General features: G+C 70.8%; 15 protein-coding genes, 1 tRNA gene and 1 riboswitch. Of the genes, 8 read left to right on the top strand and 8 right to left on the bottom strand.

Annotation, left to right across the window (positions count from 1 at the left end):
- Positions 1–111 precede the first annotated feature (111 nt).
- A complete protein-coding gene (locus tag OO47_RS24070) occupies positions 112–612 on the bottom strand; it encodes a type II toxin-antitoxin system PemK/MazF family toxin (protein WP_033210099.1) in 501 nt (166 codons plus the stop codon).
- Positions 613–812: 200 nt separating this feature from the next.
- On the opposite strand from OO47_RS24070, the gene OO47_RS24065 reads away from it, so the two are divergent.
- A complete protein-coding gene (locus tag OO47_RS24065; RefSeq protein ID WP_030210097.1) occupies positions 813–1,565 on the top strand; it encodes an MBL fold metallo-hydrolase in 753 nt (250 codons plus the stop codon).
- Positions 1,566–1,675: 110 nt separating this feature from the next.
- Here OO47_RS24065 and OO47_RS24060 read toward each other — a convergent pair whose 3' ends face one another.
- Positions 1,676–2,941, bottom strand: a complete 1,266-nt coding sequence (locus OO47_RS24060) for a PTS transporter subunit EIIC (RefSeq protein ID WP_030210099.1) — start codon at positions 2,939–2,941, stop codon at positions 1,676–1,678.
- A gap of 263 nt (positions 2,942–3,204) precedes the next feature.
- Positions 3,205–4,503, bottom strand: a complete 1,299-nt coding sequence (locus OO47_RS24055) for a PTS transporter subunit EIIC (RefSeq protein WP_030210101.1) — start codon at positions 4,501–4,503, stop codon at positions 3,205–3,207.
- A gap of 196 nt (positions 4,504–4,699) precedes the next feature.
- Between OO47_RS24055 and OO47_RS24050 the strand changes: the two genes are divergently transcribed.
- From OO47_RS24050 to rdgB, 4 genes are all read left to right on the top strand, one after another.
- Positions 4,700–4,972: a glucose PTS transporter subunit EIIB gene (locus OO47_RS24050; RefSeq protein ID WP_078489863.1), complete on the top strand. Its 273-nt coding sequence runs from the start codon at positions 4,700–4,702 to the stop codon at positions 4,970–4,972.
- Positions 4,973–5,060: 88 nt separating this feature from the next.
- Positions 5,061–5,792 (top strand): ribonuclease PH, encoded by a 732-nt coding sequence (gene rph, locus OO47_RS24045; RefSeq protein WP_030210104.1) that lies wholly within the window; start codon positions 5,061–5,063, stop codon positions 5,790–5,792.
- 95 nt (positions 5,793–5,887) lie between these two features.
- Positions 5,888–6,268, top strand: a complete 381-nt coding sequence (locus tag OO47_RS24040; RefSeq protein WP_030210106.1) for a hypothetical protein — start codon at positions 5,888–5,890, stop codon at positions 6,266–6,268.
- Between the two features lie 35 nt (positions 6,269–6,303).
- Positions 6,304–6,906 carry an RdgB/HAM1 family non-canonical purine NTP pyrophosphatase gene (gene rdgB / locus OO47_RS24035; RefSeq protein ID WP_030210113.1) on the top strand — a complete coding sequence of 201 codons (603 nt, stop codon included), beginning with the start codon at positions 6,304–6,306 and terminating at the stop codon, positions 6,904–6,906.
- Positions 6,907–6,958: 52 nt separating this feature from the next.
- On the opposite strand, the gene OO47_RS24030 is transcribed toward rdgB, so the two are convergent.
- The 4 genes from OO47_RS24030 to bcp all read right to left on the bottom strand — a co-directional run bounded on the left by OO47_RS24030 (position 6,959) and on the right by bcp (position 10,310).
- Positions 6,959–7,046 (bottom strand) — tRNA-Leu (locus OO47_RS24030).
- Between the two features lie 20 nt (positions 7,047–7,066).
- Complete coding sequence (locus OO47_RS24025; protein ID WP_030210116.1) at positions 7,067–8,077, bottom strand: HNH endonuclease signature motif containing protein; 1,011 nt, start codon at positions 8,075–8,077, stop codon at positions 7,067–7,069.
- 151 nt (positions 8,078–8,228) lie between these two features.
- Positions 8,229–9,725 carry a glycine betaine/L-proline transporter ProP gene (gene proP, locus OO47_RS24020; RefSeq protein ID WP_030210118.1) on the bottom strand — a complete coding sequence of 499 codons (1,497 nt, stop codon included), beginning with the start codon at positions 9,723–9,725 and terminating at the stop codon, positions 8,229–8,231.
- Between the two features lie 111 nt (positions 9,726–9,836).
- Positions 9,837–10,310: a thioredoxin-dependent thiol peroxidase gene (bcp, locus tag OO47_RS24015; RefSeq protein ID WP_030210120.1), complete on the bottom strand. Its 474-nt coding sequence runs from the start codon at positions 10,308–10,310 to the stop codon at positions 9,837–9,839.
- A 141-nt stretch (positions 10,311–10,451) separates the two neighbouring features.
- Here bcp and OO47_RS24010 point away from each other — a divergent pair, with 141 nt between their 5' ends.
- The 3 genes from OO47_RS24010 (at position 10,452) to OO47_RS24000 (ending at position 11,671) form a co-directional block, all read left to right on the top strand.
- A complete protein-coding gene (locus OO47_RS24010) occupies positions 10,452–10,772 on the top strand; it encodes a DUF3618 domain-containing protein (RefSeq protein WP_030210122.1) in 321 nt (106 codons plus the stop codon).
- A gap of 89 nt (positions 10,773–10,861) precedes the next feature.
- On the top strand, positions 10,862–11,200 hold the full coding sequence (locus tag OO47_RS24005) for a GroES family chaperonin (protein ID WP_030210124.1): 339 nt from the start codon (positions 10,862–10,864) through the stop codon (positions 11,198–11,200).
- A 59-nt stretch (positions 11,201–11,259) separates the two neighbouring features.
- A riboswitch (guanidine-III (ykkC-III) riboswitch) is annotated at positions 11,260–11,320 on the top strand.
- 30 nt (positions 11,321–11,350) lie between these two features.
- Positions 11,351–11,671, top strand: coding sequence for a DMT family transporter (locus tag OO47_RS24000; protein WP_030210126.1), 321 nt, complete (start codon positions 11,351–11,353; stop codon positions 11,669–11,671).
- Here OO47_RS24000 and OO47_RS23995 read toward each other — a convergent pair.
- The gene (locus OO47_RS23995) at positions 11,665–13,980 is read right to left on the bottom strand and encodes a transglycosylase domain-containing protein (protein WP_106969457.1); all 2,316 of its coding nucleotides are present in this window, start codon (positions 13,978–13,980) and stop codon (positions 11,665–11,667) included. The two genes, OO47_RS24000 and OO47_RS23995, sit on opposite strands and share 7 nt — an antisense overlap.
- Positions 13,981–14,016: the final 36 nt, after the last annotated feature.

Here is a 14,016-nt window from a genome sequence, read left to right as displayed (position 1 = left end):
CATCCAGTATCGGGGCGACCCTCCGCCTTGCGATCGCACGCACCGGACACCGCCGGGCCTGCCCTCCGGGCAGACGACGCTACTTTCGACACACGCCCTCGGAAAGGCGTCTCAGCGCGCGAGATGACGGACCCGGTCCCACAGGGCCGGGTCCACCTCTCCCACCCTCCGCCGGAAGTCCGCCACCGGCACGGTCCGCAGCTCGTCCGTCTCCAGGAAGCTCGGCCGCCCCCGCGCGTCGCCCACCGTCCCCGGCGGCAGCGCGATCACCCCGGGCCGCTCCTCGTGGTGCTTGCTGGTGATCTTGGCGACGAGCGCGCCGCCGCTCCGTACCGCGAGCACCAGACAGGGCCGGTCCTTCGACCCGGGCCCGTCCTCGAAGGGCACGTCCGCCCACCAGATCTCCCCGGCCTTCGGCCCCCGGCCGGTCTTCCGCGGTTCCGACGGCCGCGCGGACGGCCGGGCCGGGGGCCGGGTCCGCCCCGGGGGACGCTGTGAGGAGGGGCGCCGGGAGGAGGGGCGGCGCGGCGACCGCTTCCGCCCGTCGACGACCGCCACCACCAGCGCGAGCACCACGACCCCGACCAGCGCGGGCCACCACGACGTGTCCATACCTCATGACGGTACCGGCGCGCGGTTCCCTCCGCCGTGGCGGGCCGGCATCCATCCGAACCGGTGACAGAGCCCGTGAGTTCGCCCACAACCGGCCACCGCGAAGGAGCGACGGGCCCCGGTGCGCCTTACGCTCGACAGACCGCACAGCCTCCCCTCCCCTGCGTATTCCCGCACCCGTCCACGGAGGTTCACGCTCCATGAAGCTCACCGTCGTCGGCTGCTCCGGGTCGTTCCCGTCCGCGGACTCGGCCTGTTCGAGCTACCTCGTCGAGGCCGACGGCTTCCGGCTGCTCCTCGACATGGGCAACGGCGCCCTGGGCGAGCTGCAGCGCCACATCGGTCTGTACGACCTCGACGCGATCTTCCTCAGCCACCTGCACGCCGACCACTGCATCGACATGTGCGGGTACTTCGTCGCCCGCTACTACCGGCACGAGGGCGGGCGCTGCGGCGCGATCCCCGTCTTCGCCCCCGAGGGCGCCGAACAGCGGCTGACCACGGCGTACGCGGACACGCCGTCACCCACCGCGATGGGCGAGGTCTTCGACTTCCACACCCTGAAGTCGGGCGGCTTCGAGCTCGGCCCGTTCTCCGTGCGCACGGAGAAGGTGTGCCATCCGGTCGAGGCGTACGGCATCCGGATCGAGCACGGCGGCCGCTCGCTCGCGTACTCCGGGGACACCGGCACCTGCGAGGCGCTGCACGAGCTGGCCGAGGGCGTCGACCTCTTCCTCTGCGAGGCCTCCTTCACCCACGGCAAGGAGGACATCCCGGACCTGCACCTCAACGGCCGCGAGGCCGGCGCCCAGGCGGCCCGCGCCGGGGTGGGCCGCCTCGTCCTCACCCACATCCCGCCGTGGACGGACGCCGAGCGGAACCTGGCGGACGCGCGCGAGGTGTACGCGGGGCCGTCGGAGCTGGCGCGGTCGGGCGCGGTGTACGAGGTCTGAGGACGCGCCGTACGGGCACGGGTCCCGTACGGGCACGGGTCCGCGTACGGACACGGGGAAGGCCCCGGAACCTGGACGGTTCCGGGGCCTTCCCTCCGTACGGGCGGGACTCACGCCTTGGTGAGGTCCTCGACCTCCTCCTCGGGCTCGCGGCCCGGGGTGGGGAGGTTGAACTTGGTGATCGCGAAGCGGAAGAGCACGTAGTAGACCGCCGCGAAGACGAGACCGATCGGGATGATCATCCACGGCTTGGTCGCGAGACCCCAGTTCAGGAAGTAGTCGATCGCACCGGCCGAGAAGCTGAAGCCGTGGTGCACGCCCAGGGCCCAGGTGACGGCCATGGCGACCGCGGTCAGGACCGCGTGGATCGCGTAGAGCACCGGGGCGATGAACATGAACGCGAACTCGATCGGCTCGGTGATGCCGGTGACGAACGAGGTCAGCGCGAGGGAGACCATCATGCCGCCGACGACCTTGCGGCGCTCCGGGCGGGCGCAGTGCGTGATGGCGAGCGCGGCGGCCGGGAGGGCGAACATCATGATCGGGAAGAAGCCCGACATGAACTGACCGGCGGTCGGGTCGCCGTGGAAGAAGCGCGGCAGGTCGCCGTGCCAGACCGCACCGGCCGAGTCCTTGTAGGAGCCGATCTCCTGCCAGGCGACGGTGTTGACGAACTGGTGCATGCCGATCGGGAGCAGACCGCGGTTGACGACGCCGAAGACGCCCGCGCCGATGGCGCCCAGGCCGGTCATCCACTCGCCGAAGTCGGTGATGAGGTTGCCGATCGGCTCCCAGACCAGGCCGAAGAAGACGCCCATGACGGTGCCGACGAAGGCCATGATGATCGGGACGAGCCGGCGTCCGTTGAAGAAGCCGAGCCAGTCGACCAGCTTGGTGCGGTGGTACCGCTGCCATATGACGGCCGCCAGCAGACCCATGACGATGCCGCCGAGCACCTTGGGGTCGTTGTAGGTGGCGGCGACGTCGACGCCCTTGTTCTCGGTGGTGTTGACGACGGCCTCGGTCACGGGGAACGCGGTCAGCACGTTCTTGTAGACCAGGAAGCCGACCAGGGCGGCGAGGGCGGTCGAGCCGTCGGCCTTCTTGGCGAAGCCGATGGCGATGCCGACGCAGAACAGCAGCGGCAGGTTGGCGAAGACCGCGTCGCCCGCGGTGGCGAACACCTTCGCGACCTTGTCCCAGCCGAGACCGTCCTTGCCGAAGACGTCGTCCTGGCCGAGACGGAGCAAGATACCCGCGGCCGGCAGTACGGCGATCGGCAGCTGCAGGCTGCGACCGACCTTCTGCAGGCCCTGGAACAGGCCGGATCCGCGCTTCTTCGCGGGAGCGGCGGCCTGGGCGGTGGCCGTACTCATCAACTTCCTCCAGTAAGGCAAGGCGCCGCCAGAGGACAGTGAAAGGGGGTGACGGCGGCGTCTCGTGGAACGCGGTGGTCTGGACCGCGTGGTCTACACCAATGAGTGGTGTAGACCAGTTTTAGCACGCGCGACTTAGATAAGGAACCTGTGAATTCTCACCCGCCCGGACACGCTCCGTAGCGGGCACGGAAAGGCCCCCGGACCACGGGGTCCGGGGGCCTGGTGCGAGCCTCGCCGCGCGCGACGCGGCTACCGCGGGCTCACTTCACGTTGTCCCGCTCCATCTCCGCCTCCACCTCCTCCGGCTCGCGGCCCGGGGTGGGGAGGTCGAACTTGGTGATCGCGAACCGGAAGACCACGTAGTACACCACCGCGAAGCCCAGACCGATCGGGATGATCAGCCACGGCTTCGTCGCCAGGTTCCAGTTGATCACGTAGTCGATCAGACCGGCCGAGAAGCTGAACCCGTCCTTCACCCCGAGCGCCCACGTCACCGCCATCGACACACCGGTCAGCACCGCGTGGATCGCGTACAGGACCGGGGCGATGAAGAGGAACGAGTACTCCAGCGGCTCCGTGATGCCGGTGACGAACGAGGTCAGCGCCACCGACAGCATCAGACCGCCGACCTCCTTGCGCCGGTGCGGCTTGGCACAGTGCGTGATCGCCAGCGCCGCGGCCGGAAGCGCGAACATCATGATCGGGAAGAAGCCCGTCAGGAACTGCCCGGCGTTCGGGTCGCCCGCCAGGAACATGGGGATGTCGCCGTGCACCACCGTGCCGTCCGGCTTCGTGTACGTGCCGAACTGGAACCAGATCGGCACGTTGAGGAACTGGTGGAGACCGATGACGAGGAGCGCCCGGTTCGCCACGCCGAAGATGCCCGAACCCCACGCGCCGAGCCCCACCAGCCAGTCGCTGAAGCTCTCCAGGGCGTCGCCGATCGGCGGCCAGACCCACAGGCAGAGCGCGGCGAACGCGATCGCCACGAACGTCATGATGATCGGGACGAGCCGGCGCCCGTTGAAGAAGCCCAGCCAGTCGACCAGCTTCGTCCGGTGGAACCGCTGCCACAGGTACGCGGTGAGCAGACCCATGACGATGCCGCCGAAGACACCGGGATTCTGGTACGTGTACTCGGCGAAGGCGTCGTCCGGGCCCAGGCACCCGCCGCCGATGTCCCGCGTCCCCTCCGGGCAGTCCTTCGGGAACTGCTGGAGCACCGTGTAGTAGACGAGGAAACCGACCACCGCCGCGAGCGCCGTCGAACCGTCCGCCTTCTTCGCCATGCCGATGGCGACGCCGATGCAGAACAGCAGCGGCAGACCGAGACCGCCGTCGAGCAGCGCGCCGCCCGCGCCCGCCATCACCTTGGCGACGTTGTCCCAGCCCAGGCCGTCGGCGCCGAACACGTCCGGCTGCCCGAGTCGGTTGATGATGCCGGCGGCGGGCAGGACGGCGATGGGCAGCTGGAGGCTGCGGCCCATCTTCTGGAGCCCCTGGAAGAGACCGCTGCCCCAGGACTTCTTCGGCGCGGCCGCGGCGCTGTCGCTACTCATGGGCGTCCTCCCTGCCCGGAACAAGCCGGGTGCGCGTCTCGTTGCACGGTGGTGTAGACCAGTTGAGGTAGGCTCCGGGGGCCCGCTGGGGACAGGCCACCGGTGATCGTCATCATTCGGCAGAACGGCGGCACTCGCTCGCGAAGTTGGGCCAACCGTGGGTTACCGTGTCAAAGCGGACCGCAGGTGCGCCGAGATTCGCGTCCCCGCGAACGGAACGGACAGGGAGAAACACATGGCCACCAAGGCTGAGAAGATCGTCGCCGGGCTCGGCGGCATCGAGAACATCGAAGAGGTCGAAGGCTGCATCACCCGCCTGCGCACCGAGGTCGTGGACCCCGCCCTCGTCGACGAGGCCGCCCTGAAGGCCGCCGGCGCCCACGGCGTCGTGAAGATGGGCACCGCCATCCAGGTCGTCATCGGCACCGACGCGGACCCGATCGCCGCGGACATCGAGGACATGATGTGAGGACCTGACGCGAGCGACCGGCTCGCGTCGGCGGGGCCCGTTCCGGCAGGGGAACGGGCCCCTCGCCGTATCCCGATACGCTCCTCCCATGTCTCGCATCGACGGCCGTACCCCCGAACAGCTCCGCCCCGTCACCATCGAACGCGGATGGAGCAAGCACGCCGAGGGCTCCGTCCTCATCTCCTTCGGCGACACCAAGGTCTTCTGCACCGCCTCCGTCACCGAGGGCGTCCCGCGCTGGCGCAAGGGCAGCGGCGAGGGCTGGGTCACCGGGGAGTACTCCATGCTCCCCCGCTCCACCAACACCCGCGGCGACCGCGAGTCCGTCCGCGGCAAAATCGGCGGCCGCACCCACGAGATCTCCCGCCTCATCGGACGCTCCCTGCGCGCCGTCATCGACTACAAGGCGCTCGGCGAGAACACGATCGTCCTCGACTGCGACGTCCTCCAGGCCGACGGCGGCACCCGCACTGCCGCCATCACCGGCGCGTACGTCGCCCTCGCCGACGCCGTCGCCTGGGCCCAGTCCAGGAAACTGGTCAAGGCCGGTCGCAAGCCCCTCACCGGCACCGTCGCCGCCGTCTCCGTCGGCATCGTCGACGGCGTCCCCCTCCTCGACCTCTGCTACGAGGAGGACGTCCGCGCCGACACCGACATGAACGTCGTCTGCACCGGCGACGGACGCTTCGTCGAGGTCCAGGGCACCGCCGAGGCCGAGCCCTTCGACCGCAAGGAGCTCAACGCCCTCCTCGACCTGGCCTCCGGCGGCTGCGCCGACCTGGCGGAGATCCAGCGCGAGGCCCTCGAAGGAACCCTCTGAGGGGCCACGGCGTCCTGACGGGCAAGGGGCGCACGGACACGACCCGTGCGCCCGCCCGCCCGTCACGCCCGTCCCGCCCAGGGGGAGGACCCACCTTGAAGCGCCGCATCGCACTCGCCGTGGCCACGGCCGCCACGCTCACCGCCGTCCTGAGCGGCTGCGCGGCCCTCGACACCGCCATGGACTGCGTCAAGACTGCCGACGCCATAGCCACCTCGGTGAGCAAGCTCCAGCAGGCCGTCTCCAGCGCCTCGAACGACCCGACGCAGATCGAGGAGGCCCTGACCTCCATCTCCACCGAGCTGGGCAACCTCAAGGACACCACCGACAACGCGGACCTCTCCAAGGCCGTCGACGACCTCACCAAGGGCGTCGAGACCGTCCGCACGGCCGTGAAGAACGGCGACACCACCCCGGACATCACGCCGGTCACAGACGCGGCGAGCGAGGTCACGAAGGTCTGCACCCCGGGCTGACCGACCGGGCCGACGGGCCCGGGATAATCGACCCCATGACCCGTCTGATCCTCGCCACCCGCAACGCGGGCAAGATCACCGAACTCCACGCGATCCTCGCCGACGCGGGCCTCGACCTCGAACTCGTCGGCGCGGACGCGTACCCGGAGGTGCCCGACGTCAAGGAGACCGGCGTCACCTTCGCCGAGAACGCCCTCCTCAAGGCACACGCCCTCGCGCGGGCCACCGGCCTGCCCGCCGTCGCCGACGACTCGGGCCTCTGCGTCGACGTCCTCAACGGCGCCCCCGGCATCTTCTCCGCCCGCTGGTCCGGTACCCACGGAAACGACCGCGCCAATCTGGACCTGCTCCTGGCCCAGCTCTCCGACATCGCGGACGAACACCGCGGCGCCTATTTCGCCTGCGCCGCCGCCCTGGCCCTCCCGGACGGCACGGAACGCGTCGTGGAAGGCACCATGCCGGGCACCCTCCGCCACGCCCCCACCGGCACCAACGGCTTCGGCTACGACCCGATCCTCCAGCCGGAGGGCCACGACGTCACCTGCGCGGAACTGACCCCGGCGCAGAAGAACGCGATCAGCCACCGCGGCAAGGCGTTCCGGGCGCTGGTACCGGTGGTACGGGAGCTGTTGGGCTGAGCCCGGAACGGGAAACGGCCTGCGCGTCGGTTGCTCGACGTGCAGGCCGTTCTGGTGCGGCCGGAGGGACTCGAACCCTCACGGGATTTCTCCCACGGGCTCCTAAGGCCCGCGCGTACTGCCAATTTCGCCACGGCCGCGTACACAGCCATGGTAGCGGTCACACGGTGTCCGTCCGCGGGGTGCTTCGACGCTTCCCCCGGCACCAGGTCCCAGTCATCGAGTGGCAGTTGGGGCAAAGATAACGAAGGTTCTCCTGCCGGTTGTCGAGCCAGTCCCCATTGATGTGGTCGATCTGGAGAGTGAGGGGCTCGTCCAGCCACTCGCCGCCGTTCCCACACCTGGCACAGCGGTACGGAACGCCCACCTCGGCGAGGGCCCGGTGCAGCCGGTCCCGGTTCTCCCGTGACGACCCCTCGGGGCGGACCCGGAAGACCGTGTCCGCGATGCTTCTGGGAGCGGTGGCCCGCACCGTGCCCCACGTCCGCCGCTTGAAGTGCGAGGTGTCGAGGGCGAGCCCGGCCGCCCACCGCCTGACCCGCCGGTGGTTCTGGTCGTTCACCGTGAGCCCGAGGGTCCGCATCACGTCGGCGAAGCTGCTGGCCCCGGCCACCGCTGCCCGCAAGTCCTCCTCGGGCACATGGGCGCGCCTGTAGGTGAAGTGGGCGATGTCGACGCCCCGCTCGCGCAGCATGTGCCTGAGCGCGGCACGGGACCGGCTGTCGTCGGCCACGCCCAGCAGGCGGGCCGTCTCTCTGACGCTGCGAGCGGACGCCGCCGCCGTCCGGAGCTCGTCCGTGGTGAACGGCAGATCCGTGGTCGAGCGGTTCAGCCCCGGAAAATGGCTGACGTCAATTCCGGCCGCCGCGATACGGCGGCGGATGTGCGAGAGGGTCCCGGTCGCCGGTGGCACCCCGAGCTTCTGCACGACTTCGCGCAGCGTCGCCGAAGCGGCGACGGCTTCGGCGATGGCATCGTCCGTGTACTTGCGCCATGGACTGCGCTGCTTGAAGTGGCCGGTGTCGATGCCGTACTCGGCGACCTTCGCCTGCAGTGTCCGGCGCCGCCCGCCACTCTCGGCGACGCCGAGCCGCCGCATCAGGTCGGCCCATCCCTTCGACTCCGCCACAACAGCGCCCAGCCGTTCCCTCGTGTACGCGCTCGTCCCCACCCGGCCCCCTCCTTGTACGGCTCTCGTACGGAGTAACGAGCCGAATATCGGACGGTCACGTCATATCGCGTACGAATGTCGCGACCGGCGGGAAAGGCGAACGGCCCGCGCCGGAAGTGACCGGTGCGGGCCGTCCATGTGGAGAGCAGGGTCAGAACTTCGGTTCCGGGGCCCGGGCCATCACCATTTCCGCCGCCTCCTCGTGGGTCTCCACCGACGGGGGCGAGCCCTCCAGGGGCTGTCGGGCCGTTTCCTTCATGCAGGCGACGGCGACGACGCCGACGAGGGCCGCGCCCATCGCGTAGTACGCCGGCATCAGGTTGTTGCCGGTCGCGCCGATCAGGGCCGTGATCACGAGGGGGGTCGTGCCGCCGAAGAGGGACGTGGAGAGGTTGTAGCCCACCGACAGGGACCCGTAGCGGACGTCCGTCGGGAAGAGGGCCGGGAGCGCCGCCGACATCGTGCCGAGCATGCAGACCAGCGACAGGCCGAGCATCAGCATGCCCGCCGTGATCGCCGAGATCCCGCCCCGACCGATCAGCAGGAACGCCGGCAGGGAGAGGAAGAGGAAGCCGAGCATGCCCGCCATCAGGACCGGCTTGCGGCCGAAGCGGTCGTTCAGCTTGCCGACCCGGGTGATGACCAGCATGAGCAGGACCATGACCAGGAGCAGGATCAGCAGGCCGTGCGTCTCGCTGTAGCCGAGCTCGTCCGAGAGGTACGTCGGCATGTAGGAGAGGACCATGTAGTCGGTGATGTTGTACGCGCCCACCAGCGCCACGCACAGCACCAGCATCGGCCACTGCTGCCGGAAGATCTTCGCCAGGTCGCCCTTGGTCGTGGTCTCCACCGCGTCCGCCGCCTCCGACGGGTGCGCCGCGTCGGACTCCAGGCGCTGGAAGGCCGGCGTCTCGTCCAGCCGCATCCGCAGGTAGAGGCCGACCAGGCCCAGCGGCCCCGCCACCAGGAACGGCACGCGCCAGCCCCACGCCTCCATCGTGTCGGAGCCGAGCCACGCGGTGAGCGCCGTCACCAGACCGGCCGCGCCGACGTACCCCGCCAGGGTGCCGAACTCCAGGAAGCTGCCGAAGTAGCCGCGGCGCCGGTCGGGCGCGTACTCGGCGATGAAGGTCGAGGCCCCGCCGTACTCGCCGCCCGTCGAGAAGCCCTGGAGCATCCGGAAGGTGATCAGGAGGACCGGCGCCCAGAAGCCGATGGAGGCGTACGACGGGATCAGGCCGATCGCGAAGGTGCCGACCGCCATCAGGATCATCGTCAGCGCGAGGACCTTCTTGCGGCCGATCCGGTCGCCCATCGGGCCGAAGAACATGCCGCCGAGCGGGCGGACCAGGAAGGCGACCGCGAACGTCGCGAACGACGACAGGAGCTGGACCGTGTCGTTCCCGGACGGGAAGAAGACGTGTCCGAGGGTGACGGCGAGGTAGGCGTAGATGCCGAAGTCGAACCACTCCATGGCGTTGCCGAGCGAGGCCGCCTTCACGGCCCGCCTGACCGCCGCCTCGTCCGTCACCGTGATGTCGGTCCGCCGCAGCCTGGGCTGTTTGCGCCGGCTGACCGCCCTGAAGAGCCGGGGGTGGCGTCTCAGGGCCTCGGGGTCGGCCGTGGGTGCGTTGTCGGTGGCCGGCATGACCGTCGGTCCTCTCTGTGGGAAACACACAAGAGGCTCTTCTGCGCGGTCGTGGCGTTCGCAAACGGGGATCGGCCGCAAGTGCGATCCCCGTCACACCTCAGGGGGGTGTCAGGCCTCGACGCCCAGGTCCCGGATGATCTTGGCGACGTGGCCGGTGGCCTTCACGTTGTAGAGGGCGCGTTCGACCTTGCCCTCCTCGTCGACGACCACGGTGGAGCGGATCACGCCGGTCACCGTCTTGCCGTACAGCTTCTTCTCGCCGAAGGCGCCGTACGCCTCCAGGACCTTCTTCTCCGGGTCGCCGACCAGGGTGACCTCGAGGGCCTCCTTCTCGCGGAACCTGGCCAGCTTCTCCGGCTTGTCCGGGGAGACGCCGATGACGTCGTACCCGGCGCCCGCGAGCAGTTCCAGGTTGTCGGTGAAGTCGCAGGCCTGCTTGGTGCAGCCGGGGGTGAGGGCGGCGGGGTAGAAGTAGACGATGACCTTGCGGCCCCGGTGGTCCGCGAGGGAGACCTCGTTGCCGTCCGCGTCGGGCAGGGTGAAGGCGGGGGCGGTGTCGCCGGGCTGCAGTCGCTCGCTCATGGCTCTCCTCGGGAAACGTTCGCGTACGCGTCCAGAGCCTAATGGGGGTGTGGGGCGACCCTTCGGCGGCGGAGCTGACAGACTGTCCACCAACGACCGGATCACGACGATCACGGCGATCACGACTACGGAGGCAGTGCGGTGTCGGACGCCAGGACCCCTGCGCAGATCGAGGCGGACATCGTCCGCCGGCGCGAGCAGCTCGCCGTCACTCTCGACGAGATCGGCATTCGAGTGCACCCGAAGACGATCATCGGGGACGCGAAGGCGAGGGTGGCCTCGACGGTCGACCAGACCGCCGGGCGCGCCTTCGTCGCCGTCAACCGGGTCGTCTCGGACGTGAAGGCCCGTTTCACCCACGCGGACGGCTCGCCCCGTCTGGAGCGCGTGGTGCCGGCGGCGCTCGCGGTCGTCGCGGTCGTCGGGCTGATCGCCACGGCGGGGCGCAAGGCCGGGAAGTGACGGCTCCGGGCGCGACCGTTGCGGGCGGGCCCGGCCCGTCGTGCGGCTCCCGTGCGCGGGCGACACGCCCGGCCGGGTAGGTTCACCCCGTGAGCGAGAACACCCACGACAAGCTGCCCATCCGGATGCTCCACGACCGGGTCCTGGTCCGTACCGACTCCCCGGAGGGGGAGCGGCGCTCCGGCGGCGGCATCCTGATCCCGGCGACCGCCGCCGTCGGCCGTCGCCTCGCCTGGGCCGAGGTGGTCGCGATCGGCCAGAACGTGCGTACGGTCGAGACCGGCGACCGGGTCCTGTACGACCCTGAGGACCGCGCCGAGGTCGAGGTGCGGGGCGTCGCGTACGTCCTGATGCGGGAGCGCGACCTGCACGCGGTGGCGGCGGACCGGTTCCAGGGGACGTCGGACTCGACCGGGCTCTATCTGTAGGCGTGCGAACCCTGTGAGGCCCCGGTGACCATGGTCACCGGGGCCTCCGTCCTTCTTTTGCTAGCCTGGAGGGACCCCGACGAGACGCGCCGTACCGGGCACACGACAAGACGACGCACCCCTGTTGTTCCGTCTCACGGAGGTGTCGTCATGGCCTGGGTCCTTCTCGTCGTCGCGGGTCTGCTGGAAGTCGCCTGGTCGATCGGGATGAAGTACACCGAGGGCTTCACCCGTCTGTGGCCGAGCGTGTTCACCGGTGCCGGGATCGTCGTCTCCATGCTGCTGCTTTCGCAGGCGGCCAGGACGCTGCCGATCGGTACGGCGTACGGCGTGTGGGTCGGCATCGGCGCGGCCGGTGCGGCGGTGTTCGGCATGGTGGTGCTGGGGGAGCCGGCGACCGCCGCCCGCATCTTCTTCGTCTGTCTGCTGCTGGTGGCCGTGGTGGGTCTGAAGGCGACCTCGGGTCACTGACCGTCCGGCCGGTGGGCGAGCGTGCCCCGTTCGGCGGTACGGGGGCCGGTCTCCCGTCCGGGGGCGTCCGGGCCGGTGCCGCGGCCCGGTGCCGGTGGTGGGGCCGGGGCCGCCTCCGGGCCCGCCTCCCCGGTCGTGTACTCCTCCGTGCCGTCCGGCGCCGGCGCCAGTACCGAGGTCGGTGCGGGCGTCGGTGCCGGCGTCGCGGACGACGGCTCCCCGGCCTCGGTCCCCGGCATCGGCCGGAGGTCGAACGCGCGCGGGGGCGTCCCGGCCAGGGCCTCGCGGGTGAACCGGCCCCAGATCTCGGCGGGTGCCCCGCCCCCGGCGACCCGTTCCGCGCCGAGCGCCCCGTAGAGCGGTTCCTGGTGTCCCGTCTCGGGGTCCTGGCCCATCAGGGCGACGACGGTGGCGAGTTCCGGGGTGTAGCCCGCGAACCAGGCGGCCTTGTCGTCCTCCGCCGTGCCCGTCTTGCCCGCCGCCGGGCGTCCGGCGGTCTGCGCGGCCGTTCCCGTGCCCGCCTCGACGACGCCCCTGAGGACCGAGGTGGTGGTGTCGGCGGCCTCCCGGCTCACCGCCTGGCGGGGGCGGAGGGCGGGCAGCGCCAGCTGCTCGCCGCCCCGGGTGACGCCTTCCACCAGGGTGTACGCGCCGAGTCTGCCGTGGGCGGCGAGGGTGGCGTACGCGGTGGCCATGTCGAGGACGCTGGCGGTGGCGGCGCCGAGCGCGATGGAGGGGGAGGCGGTGAGGTCGGGGGTGGAGCCGGGCAGGCCGAGGGAGATCGCGGTCCGGCGTACGCGGGCGGGGCCGACGTCGACGGCCATCTGGGCGTAGACGGCGTTCACGGACAGGTCGGTGGCGGTGCCGACGGGGATCACGCCGTAGCTCGTGTCGTCCTCGTTGGCCGGGTCGTACGGGCCGCCGTTCCAGCCCTCCACCGGGCGCCGGTTGGTCCCGTCGTACAGCGTGGAGGGGGTGATGGGGCGGCCCTGCTGGGTGCGGGCGCCGTTCTGGACGGCGGCGGTGAGGACGAAGGGCTTGAAGGTGGAGCCGACCTGGTAGTCGCGGCGGGTGGCGTTGTTGACGTACTGGCGGGTGTAGTCGATCCCGCCGTACAGCGCGAGGACCCGGCCGTTCGCCGGGTCGACGGCCGCCGCCCCGACGCGCACGAAGCGGTCGGCGGGGTTGCGGTCGGGGTCGAGGCGGGAGACGACCCGGTCCTCGACGGCCTCGGTCAGGGCCTCCTGCTTGGCGGGTTCCAGGGTGGTGGTGATGCGGAAGCCGCCGCCGGCGAGGGTCTTCTCGTCGACGATGCCGCGGCTGGTCAGGTACTCCTCGACGGCCTGGACGACGTAACCGCGCTGCCCGGACAGGGCGCTGACGGCGCGTGCGGTCTGCGGGTCGGGGAAGCGGAGGGCGGCGCGGTCGGCCCGGCTCAGCCAGCCCTCGGTGACCATGCCGTCGAGGACGTAGTGCCAGCGGGCGACGGCCTTGGCCCGGTTTCGGGGGTGGGCGGTGACGTCGTAGGCGCTGGGGGCCTTGAGGAGGGAGGCGAGGTAGGCGCCCTCGGCGGTGTCGAGGCGTTCGACGTCCTTGCCGTAGTAGGCGCGGGCGGCGGCCTGCACGCCGTAGGCGTTGCGTCCGAAGTAGCTGGTGTTGAGGTAGCCCTGGAGGATGTCCTGCTTGCTCTTCTCGCGGCCGAGCCGGATCGCGATGAAGAACTCCCTGGCCTTGCGGCTGAGGGTCTGCTCCTGGCCCAGGTAGTAGTTCTTGACGTACTGCTGGGTGATGGTGGAGCCGGACTGGCGGCCCTTGCCGGTGACGGTGTGCCAGGCGGCGCGGACCATGGCCTTGGGGTCGACGGCGCGGGAGGTGGCGAAGTCGCGTTCCTCGGCGGCGAGGACGGCGCGCTGGAGGGCGAGCGGGATCCGGTCGAGCCGGACGCTCTCGCGGTTGACCTCGCCGTCGCGGGCGAGGGGGGTGCCGTCCCGGTAGAGGTAGACGTTGGACTGGGCGGTGGCGGTGGCGTTGGCGGGCGGGATCTCCACCAGGAGGTAGCCGGCGGCGAAGGCGCCGGCGAGCAGCAGCGTGCCCAGGAGCAGGGTGCCGAGGAGGTGGCGGAGGAAGCGCCGGAAGGGGCCCCGGCGGCGGTGGCGGGGTGCGGGCGCGGTCACCCGTCCGGCCGGGGCCAGGGTGGGATCCCTCGGCTCCCAGCCCGGGCGGGACGTCCGGGGGGTGCCGTTCGGGCCGCTGGCGCCGGAGTCCGCGCCGGAGCCCGTACCGGAAGAAGGGGACGAGGAGAGGGACATGGCATCACATATTGCCCGTAATGCTTCAAAAGTCAT

Source organism: Streptomyces bikiniensis, assembly GCF_000716625.1.
Classification (GTDB): Bacteria; Actinomycetota; Actinomycetes; order Streptomycetales; family Streptomycetaceae; genus Streptomyces; species Streptomyces bikiniensis.
This window is presented reverse-complemented; position numbering and strand designations above follow the sequence as displayed.

Bases quoted from the DNA above. Each gene is read 5' to 3' on its own strand.
- OO47_RS24060 (WP_030210099.1), bottom strand. From the start codon at position 2,941: ATGAGTACGGCCACCGCCCAGGCCGCCGCTCCCGCGAAGAAGCGCGGA.
- rdgB (WP_030210113.1), top strand. From the start codon at position 6,304: ATGACCCGTCTGATCCTCGCCACCCGCAACGCGGGCAAGATCACCGAA.
- OO47_RS24055 (WP_030210101.1), bottom strand. From the start codon at position 4,503: ATGAGTAGCGACAGCGCCGCGGCCGCGCCGAAGAAGTCCTGGGGCAGC.
- bcp (WP_030210120.1), bottom strand. From the start codon at position 10,310: ATGAGCGAGCGACTGCAGCCCGGCGACACCGCCCCCGCCTTCACCCTG.
- OO47_RS24065 (WP_030210097.1), top strand. From the start codon at position 813: ATGAAGCTCACCGTCGTCGGCTGCTCCGGGTCGTTCCCGTCCGCGGAC.
- OO47_RS24070 (WP_033210099.1), bottom strand. From the start codon at position 612: ATGGACACGTCGTGGTGGCCCGCGCTGGTCGGGGTCGTGGTGCTCGCG.
- proP (WP_030210118.1), bottom strand. From the start codon at position 9,725: ATGCCGGCCACCGACAACGCACCCACGGCCGACCCCGAGGCCCTGAGA.
- rph (WP_030210104.1), top strand. From the start codon at position 5,061: ATGTCTCGCATCGACGGCCGTACCCCCGAACAGCTCCGCCCCGTCACC.
- OO47_RS23995 (WP_106969457.1), bottom strand. From the start codon at position 13,980: ATGTCCCTCTCCTCGTCCCCTTCTTCCGGTACGGGCTCCGGCGCGGAC.
- OO47_RS24000 (WP_030210126.1), top strand. From the start codon at position 11,351: ATGGCCTGGGTCCTTCTCGTCGTCGCGGGTCTGCTGGAAGTCGCCTGG.